This is a genomic window from Variovorax sp. 05N34 (genome assembly GCF_056397405.1).
Genome location: NZ_JBFTNI010000007.1, coordinates 377,626 through 393,649 on the forward strand (window position 1 = coordinate 377,626; position 16,024 = coordinate 393,649).

At 64.5% G+C, this 16,024-nt stretch carries 14 protein-coding genes; 8 read left to right on the forward strand and 6 right to left on the reverse strand.

The genetic code is table 11. From position 1 onward, the window contains the following. Positions 1 to 48: 48 nt before the first annotated feature. Positions 49 to 2,130 (reverse strand): methionine--tRNA ligase, encoded by a 2,082-nt coding sequence (metG, locus tag AC1DMA_RS20885; RefSeq protein ID WP_478145372.1) that lies wholly within the window; start codon positions 2,128 to 2,130, stop codon positions 49 to 51. Between the two features lie 95 nt (positions 2,131 to 2,225). Here metG and AC1DMA_RS20890 point away from each other — a divergent pair, with 95 nt between their 5' ends. Continuing rightward, a complete protein-coding gene (locus AC1DMA_RS20890; RefSeq protein WP_478145373.1) occupies positions 2,226 to 2,699 on the forward strand; it encodes a GNAT family N-acetyltransferase in 474 nt (157 codons plus the stop codon). Between the two features lie 46 nt (positions 2,700 to 2,745). Here the strand turns inward: AC1DMA_RS20890 and AC1DMA_RS20895 are convergent, their stop codons facing one another. Beyond that, complete coding sequence (locus tag AC1DMA_RS20895; protein ID WP_478145374.1) at positions 2,746 to 3,972, reverse strand: patatin-like phospholipase family protein; 1,227 nt, start codon at positions 3,970 to 3,972, stop codon at positions 2,746 to 2,748. Positions 3,973 to 4,082: 110 nt separating this feature from the next. On the opposite strand from AC1DMA_RS20895, the gene apbC reads away from it, so the two are divergent. The 5 genes from apbC (at position 4,083) to AC1DMA_RS20920 (ending at position 9,765) form a co-directional block, all read left to right on the forward strand. Next, positions 4,083 to 5,174, forward strand: coding sequence for an iron-sulfur cluster carrier protein ApbC (apbC, locus tag AC1DMA_RS20900; protein WP_478125573.1), 1,092 nt, complete (start codon positions 4,083 to 4,085; stop codon positions 5,172 to 5,174). A gap of 128 nt (positions 5,175 to 5,302) precedes the next feature. Next, a complete protein-coding gene (locus AC1DMA_RS20905) occupies positions 5,303 to 7,003 on the forward strand; it encodes an OFA family MFS transporter (protein ID WP_478125574.1) in 1,701 nt (566 codons plus the stop codon). Between the two features lie 113 nt (positions 7,004 to 7,116). Beyond that, positions 7,117 to 8,019, forward strand: a complete 903-nt coding sequence (locus tag AC1DMA_RS20910; RefSeq protein ID WP_478145375.1) for a LysR family transcriptional regulator — start codon at positions 7,117 to 7,119, stop codon at positions 8,017 to 8,019. 38 nt (positions 8,020 to 8,057) lie between these two features. Further along, positions 8,058 to 9,257 (forward strand): YncE family protein, encoded by a 1,200-nt coding sequence (locus AC1DMA_RS20915; protein WP_478145376.1) that lies wholly within the window; start codon positions 8,058 to 8,060, stop codon positions 9,255 to 9,257. 142 nt (positions 9,258 to 9,399) lie between these two features. Next, positions 9,400 to 9,765, forward strand: a complete 366-nt coding sequence (locus tag AC1DMA_RS20920) for an FHA domain-containing protein (protein WP_478145377.1) — start codon at positions 9,400 to 9,402, stop codon at positions 9,763 to 9,765. A gap of 12 nt (positions 9,766 to 9,777) precedes the next feature. Here AC1DMA_RS20920 and AC1DMA_RS20925 read toward each other — a convergent pair whose 3' ends face one another. Then, a complete protein-coding gene (locus tag AC1DMA_RS20925) occupies positions 9,778 to 10,290 on the reverse strand; it encodes a hypothetical protein (RefSeq protein ID WP_478145378.1) in 513 nt (170 codons plus the stop codon). Between the two features lie 221 nt (positions 10,291 to 10,511). Between AC1DMA_RS20925 and AC1DMA_RS20930 the strand changes: the two genes are divergently transcribed. After that, positions 10,512 to 13,028 carry an ABC transporter permease gene (locus AC1DMA_RS20930; RefSeq protein WP_478145379.1) on the forward strand — a complete coding sequence of 839 codons (2,517 nt, stop codon included), beginning with the start codon at positions 10,512 to 10,514 and terminating at the stop codon, positions 13,026 to 13,028. A 33-nt stretch (positions 13,029 to 13,061) separates the two neighbouring features. On the opposite strand, the gene AC1DMA_RS20935 is transcribed toward AC1DMA_RS20930, so the two are convergent. Continuing rightward, positions 13,062 to 14,093 carry an isopenicillin N synthase family dioxygenase gene (locus AC1DMA_RS20935; protein ID WP_478145380.1) on the reverse strand — a complete coding sequence of 344 codons (1,032 nt, stop codon included), beginning with the start codon at positions 14,091 to 14,093 and terminating at the stop codon, positions 13,062 to 13,064. Between the two features lie 39 nt (positions 14,094 to 14,132). Here AC1DMA_RS20935 and AC1DMA_RS20940 point away from each other — a divergent pair, with 39 nt between their 5' ends. Next, positions 14,133 to 14,552, forward strand: a complete 420-nt coding sequence (locus AC1DMA_RS20940; protein WP_478125581.1) for a group II truncated hemoglobin — start codon at positions 14,133 to 14,135, stop codon at positions 14,550 to 14,552. 22 nt (positions 14,553 to 14,574) lie between these two features. Here the strand turns inward: AC1DMA_RS20940 and AC1DMA_RS20945 are convergent, their stop codons facing one another. After that, entirely contained in the window at positions 14,575 to 15,231 is a 657-nt protein-coding gene (locus tag AC1DMA_RS20945; protein ID WP_478145381.1) for a Smr/MutS family protein, read from the reverse strand. Between the two features lie 76 nt (positions 15,232 to 15,307). Continuing rightward, on the reverse strand, positions 15,308 to 15,985 hold the full coding sequence (gene radC, locus AC1DMA_RS20950) for a RadC family protein (protein WP_478125583.1): 678 nt from the start codon (positions 15,983 to 15,985) through the stop codon (positions 15,308 to 15,310). Positions 15,986 to 16,024 lie beyond the last annotated feature (39 nt).

Consider the following 16,024-nt stretch of genomic DNA (forward strand, 5'->3'; position numbering starts at 1 on the left):
AGGCATCGCGGAGCCGGCCTCGCGGAGCTGCTTGCGTGGAGGTTTGCATCATCTGACTCGCATTCCTGGTGTTGCTCCCGGCCATGGTTCGAGCACGTAGATGCCGGCAGACGCTTTCTCGTTCGCGTGGCTGGCCGCCAGCACCATGCCTTCGGAAATGCCGAACTTCATCTTGCGCGGTGCGAGATTAGCGACCAGCACGGTGAGCTTGCCGACGAGTTGCTCCGGCTCGTAGGCCGACGCAATGCCCGAGAAGACATTGCGCGTCGTGCCTTCGCCAGCGTCGAGCGTCAGGTGCAACAGCTTGGTCGATCCCTCTACCTTCTGGCAGGCCACGATCTTCGCGATGCGCAGATCTATCTTGGCAAAGTCGTCGATGGTGATGGTCGGTGCAATGCCTTCACCGCCCGGCAGCTCGGTGGCTTCGGCACCGGCTTCGGCGACGGGTTCCGGCGGCTCGAAGAGCTGGTCGAGCTGCTTTGCGTCGACCCGTTGCATGAGGTGCTTGTAGTCGTTGATGGCGTGTCCCGAACCCAGCAACGTGGCGGCGTCGGCGGACAGCAACGGCGCCGTGCCCAGGAAAGCCTCGACCTGCGCCGCGAGCGTCGGCAGCACCGGCTTCAGATAAATCGTGAGCAGGCGGAACGCCTCGATGCATGTCGTGCACACATCGTGCAGGCGGGCATCCATGCCTTCTTTCTTGGCGAGCTCCCACGGCTTGTTCTGATCGACGTATTCGTTGACCTTGTCAGCCAGCAGCATGATCTCGCGCAGGGCTCGCGCGTAATCGCGACCGTCGTAAAGCGCCTGCATCTGCGTGGAAGCCGACTGCAGTGCCGACAGAAGCGCCGCACCGTCCGCCGAAATCGCACCCAGCTTGCCACCGAATCGCTTGGTGATGAAGCCGGCTGCCCGGCTCGCGATGTTGATGTACTTGCCGATCAGATCTGCGTTGACGCGAGCCATGAAATCGTCGGGGTTGAAGTCGACGTCTTCCACTTTGGCGTTGAGCTTGGCCGCGATGTAGTAGCGAAGCCATTCGGGGTTCATGCCGATCGAGAGGTACTTGAGCGGATCGATGCCTGTGCCGCGGCTCTTGCTCATCTTCTCTCCGGACACGGTGATGAAGCCATGCACGTTGACTTGGCTCGGCGTCTTGCGGCCGCTGAACTGCAGCATCGCGGGCCAGAACAAAGTATGAAAGTACACGATGTCCTTGCCGATGAAATGCACCTGTTCCACCGCTGGATCGGCCACGAAGTCGTCGAAGCTCAGCAGGGTGCGCGAGGGTTCATGCCAGTGGTTGGCGGACTGGCCTTTGTCGAAGTGGTTCTTGAGACTGGCGAGATAGCCGACCGGCGCATCGAGCCACACGTAGAAGTACTTGCCCGGCGCGTCGGGAATCTCGATGCCGAAGTAGGGTGCTTCGCGCGAGATGTCCCAGTCGGCCATACCGGCCTCGAACCATTCACCGGCCTTGCGCGCCATTTCAGGCTGCAGCTTGCCGTCCTGTGTCCAGGTCTCGAGGAAGTCGACGACTTTCGGGTCTGAAAGCTTGAAGAAGAAGTGCTCTGAGCTGCGCAGCTCGGGCGTCGCGCCAGTCAGGGTCGAGTACGGATTGATCAGCTCTGTCGGTGAATAGACGCTGCTGCAAACCTCGCAGGCGTCGCCGTACTGGTCCTTGGCATGGCAGACGGGGCATTCGCCCTTGATGTAGCGGTCGGGCAGGAACATGCCCTTGACCGGATCGTAGAACTGCTCGATGGTGCGGGTGGCGATCATGCCGCCCGCCTTCAGCTTCCTGTAGATGCCTTGGGCGAGTTCGGTGTTCTCGGTGCTGTCGGTGGAGTGCCAGTTGTCGAAGCGGATGTGGAAGCCGTCAAGGTATTCCTTGCGCCCGGCGGCAATCTCGCCGACGAACTCCTGAGGCGTCTTGCCGGCCTTCTCGGCCGCGATCATGATGGGCGCGCCGTGCGCATCGTCGGCACCCACGAAGTGCACCATGTGCCCCTGCATGCGCTGGAAGCGCACCCAGATGTCGGCCTGGATGTATTCCATGATGTGGCCGACGTGGAACTTGCCATTGGCATACGGCAGGGCGGTGGTGACGAAGAGTTTGCGCTGAGACATCGCGGGGGCGCTTTCGGGACGAGGGAGAGAGGACCGGGCATTTTAGGTGGCGGGGCTATAGTCTTCCCCGCAAAACCCGGCCAGAAGCAGTTCCAGTGATTGCCGCCTACGAAATCACCCTCGCCCACGCGTCCGACGCTTCGGACATCGCCGCGTTGTCGCGCGACGCGATCGAACGCGGCCTTTCGTGGCGCTGGACACACCGGCGCGTGCTGCGCGCCATTCGCGATCCGGCGACCAACGTGGTGGTGGCCCGGCGTGGCGGGGTCCTGCTCGGCTTCGCGATCATGCAATATGGCGACGACGACGCGCACATCGTGCTCTTCGCGGTCGAAGGTTCGCAGCGCCGCGCCGGCTTGGGCAGCGCATTGCTGAGCTGGCTCGAAGCGACCGCGGCCATTGCGGGCATCCACACGATCCGCCTCGAAGCCAGGGCCGGCAACGCCGCCGCGAAATCGTTCTATCGTCGGCACGGATTCACGGAGTACGGATCCAGCCCCGGCTATTACGAGGATGTGGAGGACGCGGTGCGCATGGTCAAGCGGCTTGGTCCTGAGCCAGCGCCTTGAGCAAACGATCGGACAAACGGTCGAGCAAACGATGCTGCTTCGTGCACTACGCGGCGCGGCCCCATCCCATGAAAGCCCGCACCGCGTCACGCTGCTCGAGCGTGTCCTTGCGCCCGAGCGCCATCAGTTCCCGCGTAAAAGCCGATTCGAAGAGCAGGTAGCTGGCAAGTGCCGAGCCCTTGAGATCCGTTGTCGCGGCCGGCACCGCGGGTTGGCCGAGCAGGCTGCGCACCGAGGCGGGCAGTGCATGGGCATGCTTCGCAGCAATAAGGTCGACGCGCTGCGACGGGGCGATCAACAGCAGTTCGACCGGCTGGAGTGCCGTGCCGCGACGCGCTTCGGGCGGGATCAGCGCAAGGGTCGCATTGATGCGTCGAAGGCGCTCCACGTCGGCGGTGAGCGAGTCGAGAAAGATGCTCGAAAGCGCGTGGCCGGCGATTTGTGCCAGTGACGGATAACCGGTCAGCGCATTGGGCGCCAGCACGTGGTCGGGTTCCTGCATCCGGCCGGCGCCGACGGCGAGGATGCGCCGTGCGCCCAGATGAATGGCTGCGGCCAGCGGTGCGGACTGCCGCATGGAGCCATCGCCGAAATACTCGACGTGCCGTCCGGCTTGCAAGGCCGTTGCCGGAAACAGGAACGGGATTGCCGACGAGGCCAGCAGATGTTCGTGCGTGATCTGCGCCGGTACCGCTTGCCGCTTGGACCGGACCCAGGGCAACTGGTGCGGGCCCGCCTGGTAGAAGGTCACGTGCTCGCCCGAGCTGTAGCTGGACGCCGTGACCGCCAGCGCGTCAAGATTTCCCTGCGACATCAGCTCAGGCAGTCTGTCGAGCGAGACGAGTTGCTCCAGGAGCTCCCGCAGCGGCGCGTTGTCGAGCAGCGAGCGCAGGCCGCTGCGTCGCCAGCGTGCGATCAGCCAGCCTGCCGAAAGCAACCGCGCCCAAGGTGCATCGCTGCGCAAGCCCGTAAGGGCGTCCGTCCGGTAGATCTGTGCCGGCTTGAGCCTGGCCCACACGTGTGCGATCTTGTGCACCGTGGCGTCGAAGTCGTCGGCGCCCGAAGCCAGTGCGGCCGCGTTGATCGCGCCTGCGGACGTGCCAGTGATGATCGGAAAGGGGTTCGCCCTCCCAGGTACAGCGGCATTTCGACGAAGCTTCACCAAGGCCTGAAGCACGCCGACCTGATAGGCGGCGCGCGCGCCGCCGCCGGTCAGCACGAGGCCGGTGACGGGCGGAGAACGGGAGGGAGATGCGGTCCGGACAGATGGCATTTGACGCGCCCGAGCGTACCCGGCCTTTGCCTCGGGCGTAGGGTCAAGCGATTTGCCGCGGATCGCCGGCTCAGCACCGCACTAGACTAGCTGCCATTCAGGAGTTATCCATGGCAGTTACACAAGAGGCGGTCACGAACGCGCTCAGGTCCGTCCTCGATCCCAATACGGGCAAGGATTTCGTCAGCGGCAAGGGCTTGAAGAACCTTCAGCTCAACGGCGGAGACGTCGCCTTCGACATCGAACTGGGTTATCCGGCAAAGAGTCAGATACCGGACTTGCGCAAATCCTTCATCGCGGCTGCGAAGACGGTCCCGGGCGTGGAGAACGTGTCCGTCAACATCACCACCAACGTCGTCAGTCACGCAGTGCAGCGCGGTGTGCAGCTGATGCCCAATGTGAAGAACATCGTCGCGGTGGCGTCAGGCAAGGGCGGCGTCGGCAAGAGCACCACGGCGGCCAATCTGGCGCTCGCGCTGGCGGCCGAAGGTGCGAAGGTCGGTCTGCTCGATGCCGACATCTACGGACCGAGTCAACCCATGATGCTCGGCATCGATCGCCGGCCTGACAGCGCGGACGGCAAGACCATGGAGCCGCTCGAAAACCATGGCGTGCAGGTCATGTCGATCGGCTTTCTCGTCGATCAGGACCAAGCCATGATCTGGCGCGGGCCGATGGCCACACAGGCACTGGAGCAACTGCTTCGGCAGACAAACTGGAAGGACCTCGACTACCTCATCGTCGACATGCCGCCCGGTACCGGCGACATCCAGCTCACGCTTTCGCAGCGCGTGCCGATGACGGGTGCGGTGATCGTCACCACGCCGCAGGACATCGCGCTGCTCGACGCGAAAAAGGGCATCAAGATGTTCGAGAAGGTCGGCGTGCCGATCCTCGGCATCGTCGAAAACATGGCTGTGCACGTGTGTTCCAACTGTGGTCACGTGGAGCACATCTTCGGCGCAGAGGGCGGCCGGAAGATGGCGGAGGAGTACAAGATGGACTACCTGGGCGCGCTGCCACTGGACATCAACATCCGCCTGCAGGCCGACAGCGGAAAGCCGACCGTCGTGGCCGACCCGGACGGCGAAGTGGCCGGTATCTATAAGGCCGTCGCCCGTCGAGTAGCGGTAGGCATCGCCGAAAAGGCAAAGGATTTCTCGGCCAAGTTCCCGACGATCACGGTCAGCAAGGACACTTGATTCGGCGCTGCGGGGACGGAAGTTGTTTTTTTGACATGTAGGACAACACCTATTTGACGTCTTGTAACAATAGCTCAAACTCCGGCAGCTCCCTTGCGGGCGCTCCCACATAACAGGAGAAGAGTTAAATGGCAGCTTCCAACGCGGGCGTCTTYGACGGAGACGCAATCACTGGCAATCCCGGCGCGCGGCCGGGAATTCTCGACAAGGAACGAATCATCGCGGGGGCCGGCTTCAACCGCTGGCTCGTCCCGCCCGCGGCATTGGCCATCCACCTCTGCATCGGCATGGCCTATGGCTTTTCGGTGTTCTGGCTGCCGCTGTCGAAGGCGCTGTCGGCCGCGGGCACGGGCGCCCAGTCCTGTCCCAAGGACATGAGCTTCTTTGCCGAGCTGTTCGCCACCGGCTGTGACTGGCGCATTGCCACCCTGGGCTGGATGTACACGCTCTTCTTCGTCTTCCTGGGCTGCTCGGCAGCGCTGTGGGGCGGCTGGCTCGAGCGCGCGGGTCCGCGCAAGGCAGGGGTCGTGTCGGCAGTTTGCTGGTGCGGCGGCATGCTCCTGTCCGCCCTTGGCATCTACCTGCACCAGTTCTGGCTGATGATCATCGGCTCGGGCGTGATCGGCGGTATCGGCCTTGGGCTCGGCTACATCTCACCGGTGAGCACGCTCATCAAGTGGTTCCCCGACCGCCGCGGCATGGCGACGGGCATGGCGATCATGGGTTTCGGCGGTGGCGCGATGATCGGTTCGCCGCTGGCTGTGGACCTGATGAAGAATTTCTCCAGCCCGACCGACGTCGGCGTGATGCAGGCCTTCGTCGTCATGGCGATCGTGTATTTCGTCTTCATGATGGGCGGCGCATTCGGCTACCGAGTGCCGCCGACCGGCTGGAAGCCCAAAGGCTGGACCCCGCCGGTGGCGCGTGCCGAGAACGCGATGATCACGCAGCGCCACGTCCACGTGAAGAAGGTGTGGGGTATCCCGCAGTTCTGGCTCGTGTGGATGGTGCTGACGATGAACGTGAGCGCGGGCATCGGCGTGATCGGCATGGCCAGCCCGATGCTGCAGGAAGTGTTCGGCGGCCACCTGATCGGCGTCGCCAAAAGATTCGGCGAGCTCGACAAGACCCAACTCGCGGCGATTGCCGCGGTCGCGGGCGGATTTGCGGCGCTGCTGTCGCTCTTCAACATTGGCGGCCGCTTCTTTTGGGCCAGTCTTTCGGACAAGCTCGGCCGCAAGCTGACCTACACCGTGTTCTTCGTGCTCGGTGGGGTGCTCTACTGGAGCATTCCGTCCTCTGCCAACCATGGCAGCATGCTGTTGTTCGTCGGCGCCTGCTGCATCATCGTCTCGATGTACGGCGGCGGCTTCTCGACGGTGCCCGCTTACCTCGCCGATCTTTTCGGCACGCAGATGGTCGGTGCCATCCACGGTCGCCTGCTGACTGCCTGGGCCACGGCCGGCATCCTGGGCCCGGTGGTCGTGAACTACATGCGCGAATACCAGTTGGGGCTCGGCATCCCGCGCGAGCAGGTCTACAACCAGACCATGTACATCCTCGTGGGGATGCTCGTGATCGGGCTGATCTGCAATCTGCTGGTGCGGCCGGTGGCCGACAAGTACTTTATGAGCGAAGAAGAACTCGCGCACGAAAAGAAGCTCGCGCATGAAAAGGCGCTTGCCGCCGAGGTGGGATCTGCAGCCAATGGGCGCAGCAACGACGCCGTCACCCCGATGGTGGTGTGGCTGGCCTGGCTGGCGGTGGGTATTCCGCTGGCCTGGGGCGTGTACCGCACGCTGCTGGCCGCGGCGAAGTTCTTCGCCTGACGCTGGCGGAGCGGCGCCCGCGCCAACAGCGGGCGCCCGAGGTGAAGAAGGCGCAGGGCGAGGGAGCGCACAGGTTACGGAACAGGCGCAACAAGTGACAATGTTCCCCAGACATGGACAGCCTCGACCTGATCAGGACCTTTCGCGAAGTCGCTTCCCATGGGAGCTTCTCGCGCGCCGCCGCCAAGCTGGACGTCTCGAAAGCCACGGTCAGCAAATACATCGCCGAGCTGGAGTCCCGGCTCGGGGTGCGGCTTCTCAACCGTTCGACACGCGCCGTGAGCCTGACGGATGCCGGCTCCCTGCTGCTCGAACGCAGCAAGCCGATGATGGAGATGTTCGAACTCACGCAAGCCGAGGTGCAGGAGCACGCGAGCCATCCCACCGGTCGGTTGCGGATCTCGGCACCTCTGGGGGCGGGACAGGGCGACCTGCCCAAGTTGCTCGGTGAGTTCATGGGGCACTACCCCGACGTCAACATCAGCCTGCACCTGACGAACCGTGCCCTCGACATGGCCGAGCAAGGCATCGACATCGCACTCCACTTCGGGCCGATCGAGGACGAGAACCTCATCGTTCGCAAGCTCGCGCGCCGAAACCTCGTGGCCTGTGCGTCGCCGGTGTACTGGAAGAAGCATGGCAAGCCGACGCATCCGAGCGATCTCTCCCGGCACGATGCGTTGACTTTGTCGCGCCTCGGGCTGCATCCCGAGTGGCGTTTCGAGGTCGACGGCAAGCCCTTCGACGTGCCCGTGAAGAGCCGCATGGACGCCACGGAAGCTGCGCCGCTCATCCAGGTCGCCTTGCAGGGCTTCGGTGTGATCTATCTCGCCGAGATGCTGGTGCAGCCTCACGTGGACCAAGGTGAACTCGTGCCGGTGCTGCACGACTACGTTCGCAGCGATATGTGGCTGTCGGCTGCGTATTTGCAGCGGCGCCACAACAGCGCGGCCTTGCGCGCGCTGCTCGATTTTCTCGAATCGCGCTTCAGGGGGCGGACCAAGGCCAAGAGTTGACGGGCCGGGGCCGCGTCGGATCACAACAAGGAGACAACATGCGACCCTGCTTTCGACCTTTGAATCTTCTCGCGGTGTTCTCGCTGGCAGCGACGCTGGCCGGATGTGGGGGCATAACGACCGCACCGCCCCAGCGCCAGCTCATGCTGGTCGCGAATGACGAAAAGCAATCCTGGGACGACGCAGGCGCTGTCAAGCTGGGCGCACCTGGGCGCGACACGCTGCAGATCCTGGACATCGGCACCGATCCGCTGGCGCCCCGGTCGATCGGAACACTCCCGCTGGACAACACCATCGCCGGCCCGCCGACCAACCTGGCGATCACGGCCGACGAAAGGCTGGCGCTGGTTGCCAATTCGGTCAACGTGGTCGAGGAAAACGGCGTTCGCCGCCAAGTGCCCGACAACCGCCTGTTCGTGATCGACCTCACTGCGACGCCGCCCAAGCTGATCGACACGATCACCGTCGGCAAGCAGCCATCCGGGCTCTCGATCAACAGGGCGGGCACGCTCGCGCTGGTCGCGAACCGCGCCGACAACTCCGTCAGCGTGCTTCGCATCGCGGGGCAGAAGGTCACGCTCATCGACACGGTGCCGATGGGCGAATCGGTATCGCACGTGCGCTTCACGCCCGATGGGCGGCGTGCGCTCGCGGCCAAGTTTCCCAATCACAAGATTGCGCTGCTCGACGTCGACGGCGAAAAGGTCACCTACAACAAGGTCGATCTCGCGGTCGGGCTCTGGCCCTACAACGTCGACGTCACGCCAGACGGCAAGCTCGCATTGAGCGCCGACAACGGCAATTCGGGCGCCTCGGATGGTCAGGTCGACACCGTGAGCGTGATCGACCTGGAAGCCAGGCCGCCACGGGTGATCGACAAGGTGGTGGTCGGCGACGGCCCCGAAGGATTGGCCGTCAGCCCGACCGGCAAGCTGGCGGTGGCGGTCATCCTGCGCGGCAGCAATGCGGCCAAGAACGCCTACTTCTACAACCGCAACGGCTCCGTCGTGGCGATGAAGATCGACGGCAAGAAGGTTACGCGCGTCAACGAGGTCGAGGTGCGCGGGCTGCCTGAAGGCGCGGTCTTCAGCGCGGACGGCAGATATCTCTACGTGGGCAACTTCCTTGACCAGGACATCACGATCCTGCGCGTAGACGGCGACACGCTGGTCAACACGGGCAAATCGTTTGGGCTCGCGGGACATCCGGCTTCGATGCGGGGCCGGCTCACGCATTGACCCATTGATGCATCGGCCCGATGGCAGCGCTCAAATTTGCCTGCTTGAAACGAACAGGAAGGGATTAATCCTTCTGTTTCGGTCTTTCGGAAACGACCTGCCCGCCTAAGCTTCCTGCAGTCCATCAAAAACAGGAAGAGGTATGGCAAGACTGATCATCCTGGCCCGGCGCAACAGCGTGCGGCAGGTCAACATCGCGACTCAGATCACCACCATCGGGCGATCCGGCTCCAACAACGTGTGCATCGACAGCGAGAGGGTGAGCCGGCATCACGCGGCGATCCAGTGGACGGGCGACGGATTCCTGCTGACCGACATGGGCAGCCGCAACGGCACCTTCGTCAACAACCAGAAGGTGAGGGCGCGTGCATTGAGCAATGGCGACGCCATCGTGATCGGCGATTGCCAACTACGGTTCTTGTACAGCAGCACGGAAGTGTCGGCCGCCGAAGCATTGCGGCTGCTGACGACACCTGACGATCTCCTGCAGCCCGCCTCGATACGGTGAGCCGCCGGCCCTTCAGGAGGCCATCAGCGCCTCGGCGTTGCGCTGAGGCATCGGTGCGGGCGCGCTCGGGCGGCGTTCGTTGACCAGGCGGGCGGCGAGCTGCGCCGCCATTTCCAGCTTCTTGAGGTCGCGCGCTTCGACGGCTGGATCGGTGCTGAAGCTGAACGAATAGAGGCTGCCGTAGGTGTTCCCGTTGGCCAGCAGTACCGGCGCGCTGAGATAGCAACCGGCGGGCACCCGGGCATGCAGCACCTGCTTGCAGAAGGCCAGTTCCAGCGGTTCGGCCTGTTCGTCGATGAACTGAGCGCCGTGGGTAGGTTGCGAACGGTGCGACACGCGCCTGCCATCGATCACCTCGCAGGCGAAAGCGGCTTCCATCCCGTGCTGCTCACGCAGGAGCTTGAGAACCTGGTGGATTCCGTTGTCGACAAGCGGGTCGCAAAGGTCCGAGGTGGCGATGAGCAAATCCGACACGGTGACCTCCAGGGCATCGTGGGCGTAGTCGCGATCGTTGTAGTAGCTCATGCGGTGACCTCGTTTCTGATGGCTTGATTGGAGCGCACAAACCGCATCTCGCCCAAAAATGAGAACTATGGTTTCGTATTTTTGGAGACGTTTGTCACAAAAGTACTACAACCATCATTCGGTGGTTTCACACGCGCTTCTCTGCCTCGGCGTGAAAGAATGGCCGCCCACATGAACGACCCTCAACCGCCCTTCGTTCAAGGGCAACTCCTCGCACTGCCATGATCGCCTCCCTCCGCCTTGGCTGGCGAACGCTCTGGCGCGACCTTCGCGCGGGCGAACTTCGCCTTCTGATCGTCGCCGTGCTGCTCGCGGTGGCGGCGCTCACCGCCGTGGGCTTCTTCGCCGACCGGCTCAAGGGCGGGCTGCAGCGCGATGCGCGCCAACTCCTGGGGGGCGATGCAGTCCTGGCCAGCGACAACCCGACGCCGCCGGCCTTCATCGAACGTGCGCGGGCGCTGGGCTTGCAGGGCGCGATCACCTACGGGTTCCCGACCATGGCGCGGGCTGGCGATGCGCAGGGCGGCGCGAGCAAGCTGGTAGCGCTCAAGGCGGTGTCGGCCGGGTATCCGCTGCGCGGCAACCTGCAGGTCAGCCAGAACCCGGCTGCGGCCGGCGAGGCGACCCGTGAGGTTCCGGCGCCGGGCGACGCATGGGTCGATGCCTCGTTGCTCGATTCGCTGGGGCTGAAGGTGGGCGACACGCTGCTTCTTGGCGACGCAGGGCTTCGTATTGCGCGCGTGATCACTCTCGAACCCGACCGGGGCGCCGGTTTCATGAGCTTTGCGCCGCGGGTCATGCTCAATCAGGCCGATGTGCCGCGCACGGGACTGGTGCAGCCGGCGAGCCGGGTGAGCTATCGCTTCGCGGTGGCGGGTGAAGCTGGCGCGGTGAAGCAGTTCAGCGATTGGGCCGATGAGACGATCAAGAAGGCGGAGGTGCGCGGGGCGCGGCTCGAATCCTTCGAAAGCGGTCGCCCMGAGATGCGCCAGACGCTCGACCGCGCGGAGAAGTTTCTGAATCTGGTCGCGCTCCTCGCAGCCTTGCTGTCGGCGGTGGCGGTCGCCCTGGCGGCGCGCGGATTTGCGGCCCGCCACCTCGACGATTGCGCCATGTTGCGGGTGCTCGGGCAGAGCCAGCGCACCATTGCCGGGGCTTACGCGTTCGAATTCGCGGTCATTGGCGTGATTGCCAGTGCGCTCGGCGTCGCCATCGGATTTGCCGTGCATTACGCATTCGTGCTGCTGCTGGCCGGGCTGGTCGAGAGCGCTCTGCCCGCGCCGACGCTTTGGCCGGTCGCATTCGGCATGGGCGTGGGCCTGACGTTGCTGTTCGCATTTGGCCTCCCTCCAGTGCTGCAACTGGCGCGCGTGCCGCCGCTGCGGGTGATCCGCCGCGACATCGGCGGTCTCAAGCCCACATCGATTGCGGTGCTGGGCCTGGGAGTGCTTGGGTTTGCCGCGTTGCTGGTGGCGGCCAGCAGCGACCTGAAGCTGGGGCTGATCGCGGTGGGCGGCTTTGCCGGCGCAGTGGCCGTGTTTGCATTGCTGAGCTGGATTGCCGTGCTGCTGCTGCGGCGCAGCGTCAACGAAACCACGGCGCCGCGCTGGCTGGTTCTGGCGACGCGCCAGATTTCGGCCCGGCCCGTCTATGCGGTGGTGCAGGTCAGCGCCTTGGCGGTCGGCTTGCTTGCCTTGATCCTGCTCGTGCTTCTGCGCACCGATCTGGTCTCGAGCTGGCGCAAGGCCACTCCGCCGGACGCGCCGAACCGCTTCGTGATCAACGTGATGCCCGACCAGAGCGCGGACTTCCAGAAGACATTGCGCGACAGCGGCGTGAGCAAGTTCGACTGGTATCCGATGATCCGCGGCCGACTGGTCTCCATCAACGGCAAACCGGTGTCTCCGGACGACTATGCGGACGACCGCGCCAAGCGGCTCGTGGACCGCGAGTTCAACCTCAGCAATAGCGCCGATGCGCCTCCCCATAACATCATCACAGCCGGCGCGTGGAAGCCCGGTGCTCCGGGCGAGGTAAGCGTCGAGGCGGGCCTCGCCGAAACGCTCGGACTGAAGCTCGGCGATACCTTGCGCTTCGACATCGGCGGCATGCAGAACGAGGCGCGCATCACCTCGCTGCGCAAGGTCGACTGGGGATCGATGCATGCGAACTTCTTCGTCATGTACACCGTCGCCGACATGGCCGATGTGCCGGTGACCTACATGGGCGCGTTCAGGGCGCCCGACGTGAAGGGATTCGACAACGCGCTCGTGCGGACCTACCCGAACGTCACCAATGTCGATATGAGCGCCACGATCAATCAGGTCCAGCGCGTGCTCGATCAGGTCATTCGTGCCGTCGAGTTTCTCTTCGGATTCACGCTTGCGGCGGGCTTGGTGGTGCTTTTCGCGTCGGTCACCGCCACGCGCGAAGAACGGGCTCGCGAATTCGCCGTGATGCGCGCGGTGGGTGCACGGGGCAGCCTTCTGCGCCAGGTCCAGCGCGCCGAGTTGGCCGGCGTCGGCCTGTTGGCGGGCTTTCTCGCGAGCATCGTCGCCTCGGTGATCGGCTGGGCGCTGGCGCGCTACGTGTTCGACTTCACCTGGACCGCATCGCCCTTCGTGCCGATCGCGGGAGCGCTCGCTGGCGCGGTGCTGGCGTGGGCAGCCGGCTGGTGGGGGCTGCGCGAAGTGCTGCGGCGGCCAGTGGTCGCGACGCTGCGGCAGGCTTCGGAATAGAAGCGATGAAGGGGATGGAACCGAACAGAGCCGCTAGGGGTGCTTCAGCACCTCGTCGCGCAACTGCGGGAACACTTTCGATACCTTCGCCAGCAGATAGTCGCCGTACCTGCCGTTGAACGCATGCACGTTGGCACGGTCCCAGCGGGCGGCGCTGTCGTCTTGCGCCTCGGCGCCCGCGAGACCTTCGATACGCTGCACGCGCGCTTCGAAGTTCGGGTCGAAGAAAAGCGGGAACGAAAGCCTGTCGCGGCCCGATGTGTTGCGCGTCACGCGATGCGGGGTCGACTTGTAGAGCCCGCCCGTCATTCGGTCGAGCATGTCCCCGATGTTGCAGACGAACGAGCCCGGTACGGGCGGCGCGTCGATCCAGCCTTCCGGCGTGCGCACCTGCAGACCGCCGACGTCGTCCTGATGCAGCATCGTGAGCAAGCCATAGTCGGTGTGTTCGCCCACGCCCCAGAGCACATCCATCCCTTCCGGCACGGGCTGGGTCGGGTAGTTGAAGATGCGAAAGAGGATCAGCGGATCGGCGGTATAGCGCTCGGCAAAATATGCGGGCGGCAGGCCGAGGCTCACGGCGATGGCTTGCATCAGGCGATGGCCGAGCTTCGTCACCTGATTGATATAGGCGAGCACCGTCTCGCGAAAGCCTTCGATGTCGGGAAACAGATTGGGCCCGTGCACCGGCGTGCCCGCCTGCACCAGCGGATGGGTCTCGGGCATCTCGGTGCCGAAGTAGATGCCTTCCTTCCAGTCGGGCCGACCCGAGGTGAGTTCGCCGGCGAGCGGGAAATAGCCCCGCCAAGCCCGGCCGCCGAGCGCCATGCGCCAACGCATCTTGGCCGACTCCTCGAGCGCGAAGAAGCGGCGGCTGAGATCTTCCAGGCGCCGGACGAGCGATGGGTCTACGCCGTGGCCGGTCACGTAGAAAAAGCCGTGCGCGCGGCAGGCGGCTCCGATTCGCGATGCGGCCTCGGCAAGTGCGCCGGCTTCGTCGCCAAGCGCCGAAAGGTCGATGACCGGCAGGGCGCCGCCAGCGGTGGAAAGGGGCAAATCAGGCATCCCCGGATGTTGCCCCAACTCTTGGGGACAATGTCGGCCATGCAAATTCAGGACAAGCCGCCATTCGATACGCCCTTCGAATGGATCGGCGGCGAAACCAAGGTTCATGCGCTGGTCGAGCGCTTCTACGACCTCATGGACCTCGAGCCCGCCTATGCGCAACTGCGGGCGGTGCACGGCACGACGCTCGACAATGCGCGCCAGCGTCTTTTCTGGTTCCTTTGCGGATGGCTGGGCGGCCCGCAGCACTACACCGATCGCTTCGGACATCCGATGCTTCGCGCCCGGCATTTGCCGCAGAGCATCGGCGGCCATTCGATCGGTATCAAGGAACGCGACCAGTGGCTGGCGTGCATGGACCAGGCAATGGGCGAAACGGGCGTGCCGGAGGACCTTCGTAAGCGCCTTCGCACGTCGTTCTTTCAAACGGCCGACTGGATGCGCAACAGGGGCGAGTAGGCGACGCGGTTCAGCGAGGGGTTCAGCGCCGCGAAGGCGCCAGCAGCACCACCAGCGCACCGGCGCCGCCTTCCGCCGGCTTGGCTTGCACGAAGGCCAGCGTTTCGTTCTTCTGGATCAGCCAGCGCTGCACCTTGGCCTTGAGCACGGGTTGCTTGCCCGGCGAACCCAGCCCCTTGCCATGAACCACGCGCACACAGCGTATGCCCTGCTTGTGCGCATCGCGCACGAAGGCGCCGAGCGCGTCGCGGGCCTCGTCGCTTCGCATGCCGTGCAGGTCGATCTCGCGCTGAATCGACCATTCGCCCGCACGCAGCTTGCGCGTCACATCGGTGTTGATGCCGGGCCGGCGAAAGCTCATCGCGTCGTCGGCATCGAGCAACGTGGTGACGTCGAATTCGTCGGACAGGGATTCGCGCAGCACGCGTTGCTCGTCCAACTGCTGCTGCACGGGGATGGGCGCCGGTGGTTCGGGCGCAAGAGGGACGGCCGCTTTCCGCCGCAACGGTTTGGTCGCGCCTATGGCACGCGCGAACAGGTCTTGCTCGGCCGCGCGCTTCTTGTGCGCCGCCGCTCGGATGGCCGCCTCAGCGGCTTCCCTTTCGCGCCGTTCGGCCAGTGATTGTTGAACGTGCTTGAGGTCGGCGAGGCTCTTGAGGTTCTTGGGCTTGGAAGGCATGCGTGGCAGACGGAATTCGGCGGGTTCAGGCGGCGACAACCATTGTCCACATTTGCAATTCAGGAAAGCCGTGGCGTCAGACCAGCCCGCGCTCGGCCATCGAAAGGCTGGAACCCCTGGAGACGATCACGTGGTCGAGCACGCGCACATCGATGAGCGCCAGCGCGGTCTGGAGCGTTCGCGTCAGCATCTCGTCCGCGCGGGAGGGCTCCACGCAGCCGCTTGGATGGTTGTGTGCCAACACCACGGCGGCGGCGTGGTGGTGCAGGGCGCGGGTGGCCACCTCGCGCGGGTAGACGCTGGTCTGCGTGAGAGTGCCGCGAAACAGTTCTTCCATGGCAATCAGCCGGTGCCGCGCGTCCAAAAAGAGAGCGGCGAACACCTCGTGCGGACGTGCCCCGAGATGAAGCTGCAAGTAGTGCCTCACGGCCTCGGGCGAATCGAAAACCGCTCTTTCCTTGAGTTGCTCGGCGAGCGCGCGGCGGGCGAGCTCGAGCACGGCGGTGAGTTCGGCGCGCTTGGCGATGCCACCGAGACCCTTGACGCGCTTCAGGTCGTCGAGCCCTGCGTTGAGCAGCCCCGCGAGTCCTCCGAACTGATCGAGAAGTTCCTGTGACAGTTGGAGGACATTCTTGCCGGCGACTCCTGTGCGCAAAAGCAGGGCGATCAGTTCGGCGTCGCCCAGTGCGGCAGGGCCGAGTCCGATGAGCTTTTCGCGCGGGCGCGATTCTTCGATCAGTTCCTTGAAAGACATGTGTTCTACGGGGTTCGAGCCCCACTCCCTAAAATGTGG

Bases quoted from the DNA above. Each gene is read 5' to 3' on its own strand.
- AC1DMA_RS20940 (WP_478125581.1), top strand. From the start codon at position 14,133: ATGCAAATTCAGGACAAGCCGCCATTCGATACGCCCTTCGAATGGATC.
- AC1DMA_RS20895 (WP_478145374.1), bottom strand. From the start codon at position 3,972: ATGCCATCTGTCCGGACCGCATCTCCCTCCCGTTCTCCGCCCGTCACC.
- AC1DMA_RS20915 (WP_478145376.1), top strand. From the start codon at position 8,058: ATGCGACCCTGCTTTCGACCTTTGAATCTTCTCGCGGTGTTCTCGCTG.
- metG (WP_478145372.1), bottom strand. From the start codon at position 2,130: ATGTCTCAGCGCAAACTCTTCGTCACCACCGCCCTGCCGTATGCCAAT.
- apbC (WP_478125573.1), top strand. From the start codon at position 4,083: ATGGCAGTTACACAAGAGGCGGTCACGAACGCGCTCAGGTCCGTCCTC.
- radC (WP_478125583.1), bottom strand. From the start codon at position 15,985: ATGTCTTTCAAGGAACTGATCGAAGAATCGCGCCCGCGCGAAAAGCTC.
- AC1DMA_RS20945 (WP_478145381.1), bottom strand. From the start codon at position 15,231: ATGCCTTCCAAGCCCAAGAACCTCAAGAGCCTCGCCGACCTCAAGCAC.
- AC1DMA_RS20935 (WP_478145380.1), bottom strand. From the start codon at position 14,093: ATGCCTGATTTGCCCCTTTCCACCGCTGGCGGCGCCCTGCCGGTCATC.
- AC1DMA_RS20910 (WP_478145375.1), top strand. From the start codon at position 7,117: ATGGACAGCCTCGACCTGATCAGGACCTTTCGCGAAGTCGCTTCCCAT.
- AC1DMA_RS20925 (WP_478145378.1), bottom strand. From the start codon at position 10,290: ATGAGCTACTACAACGATCGCGACTACGCCCACGATGCCCTGGAGGTC.
- AC1DMA_RS20920 (WP_478145377.1), top strand. From the start codon at position 9,400: ATGGCAAGACTGATCATCCTGGCCCGGCGCAACAGCGTGCGGCAGGTC.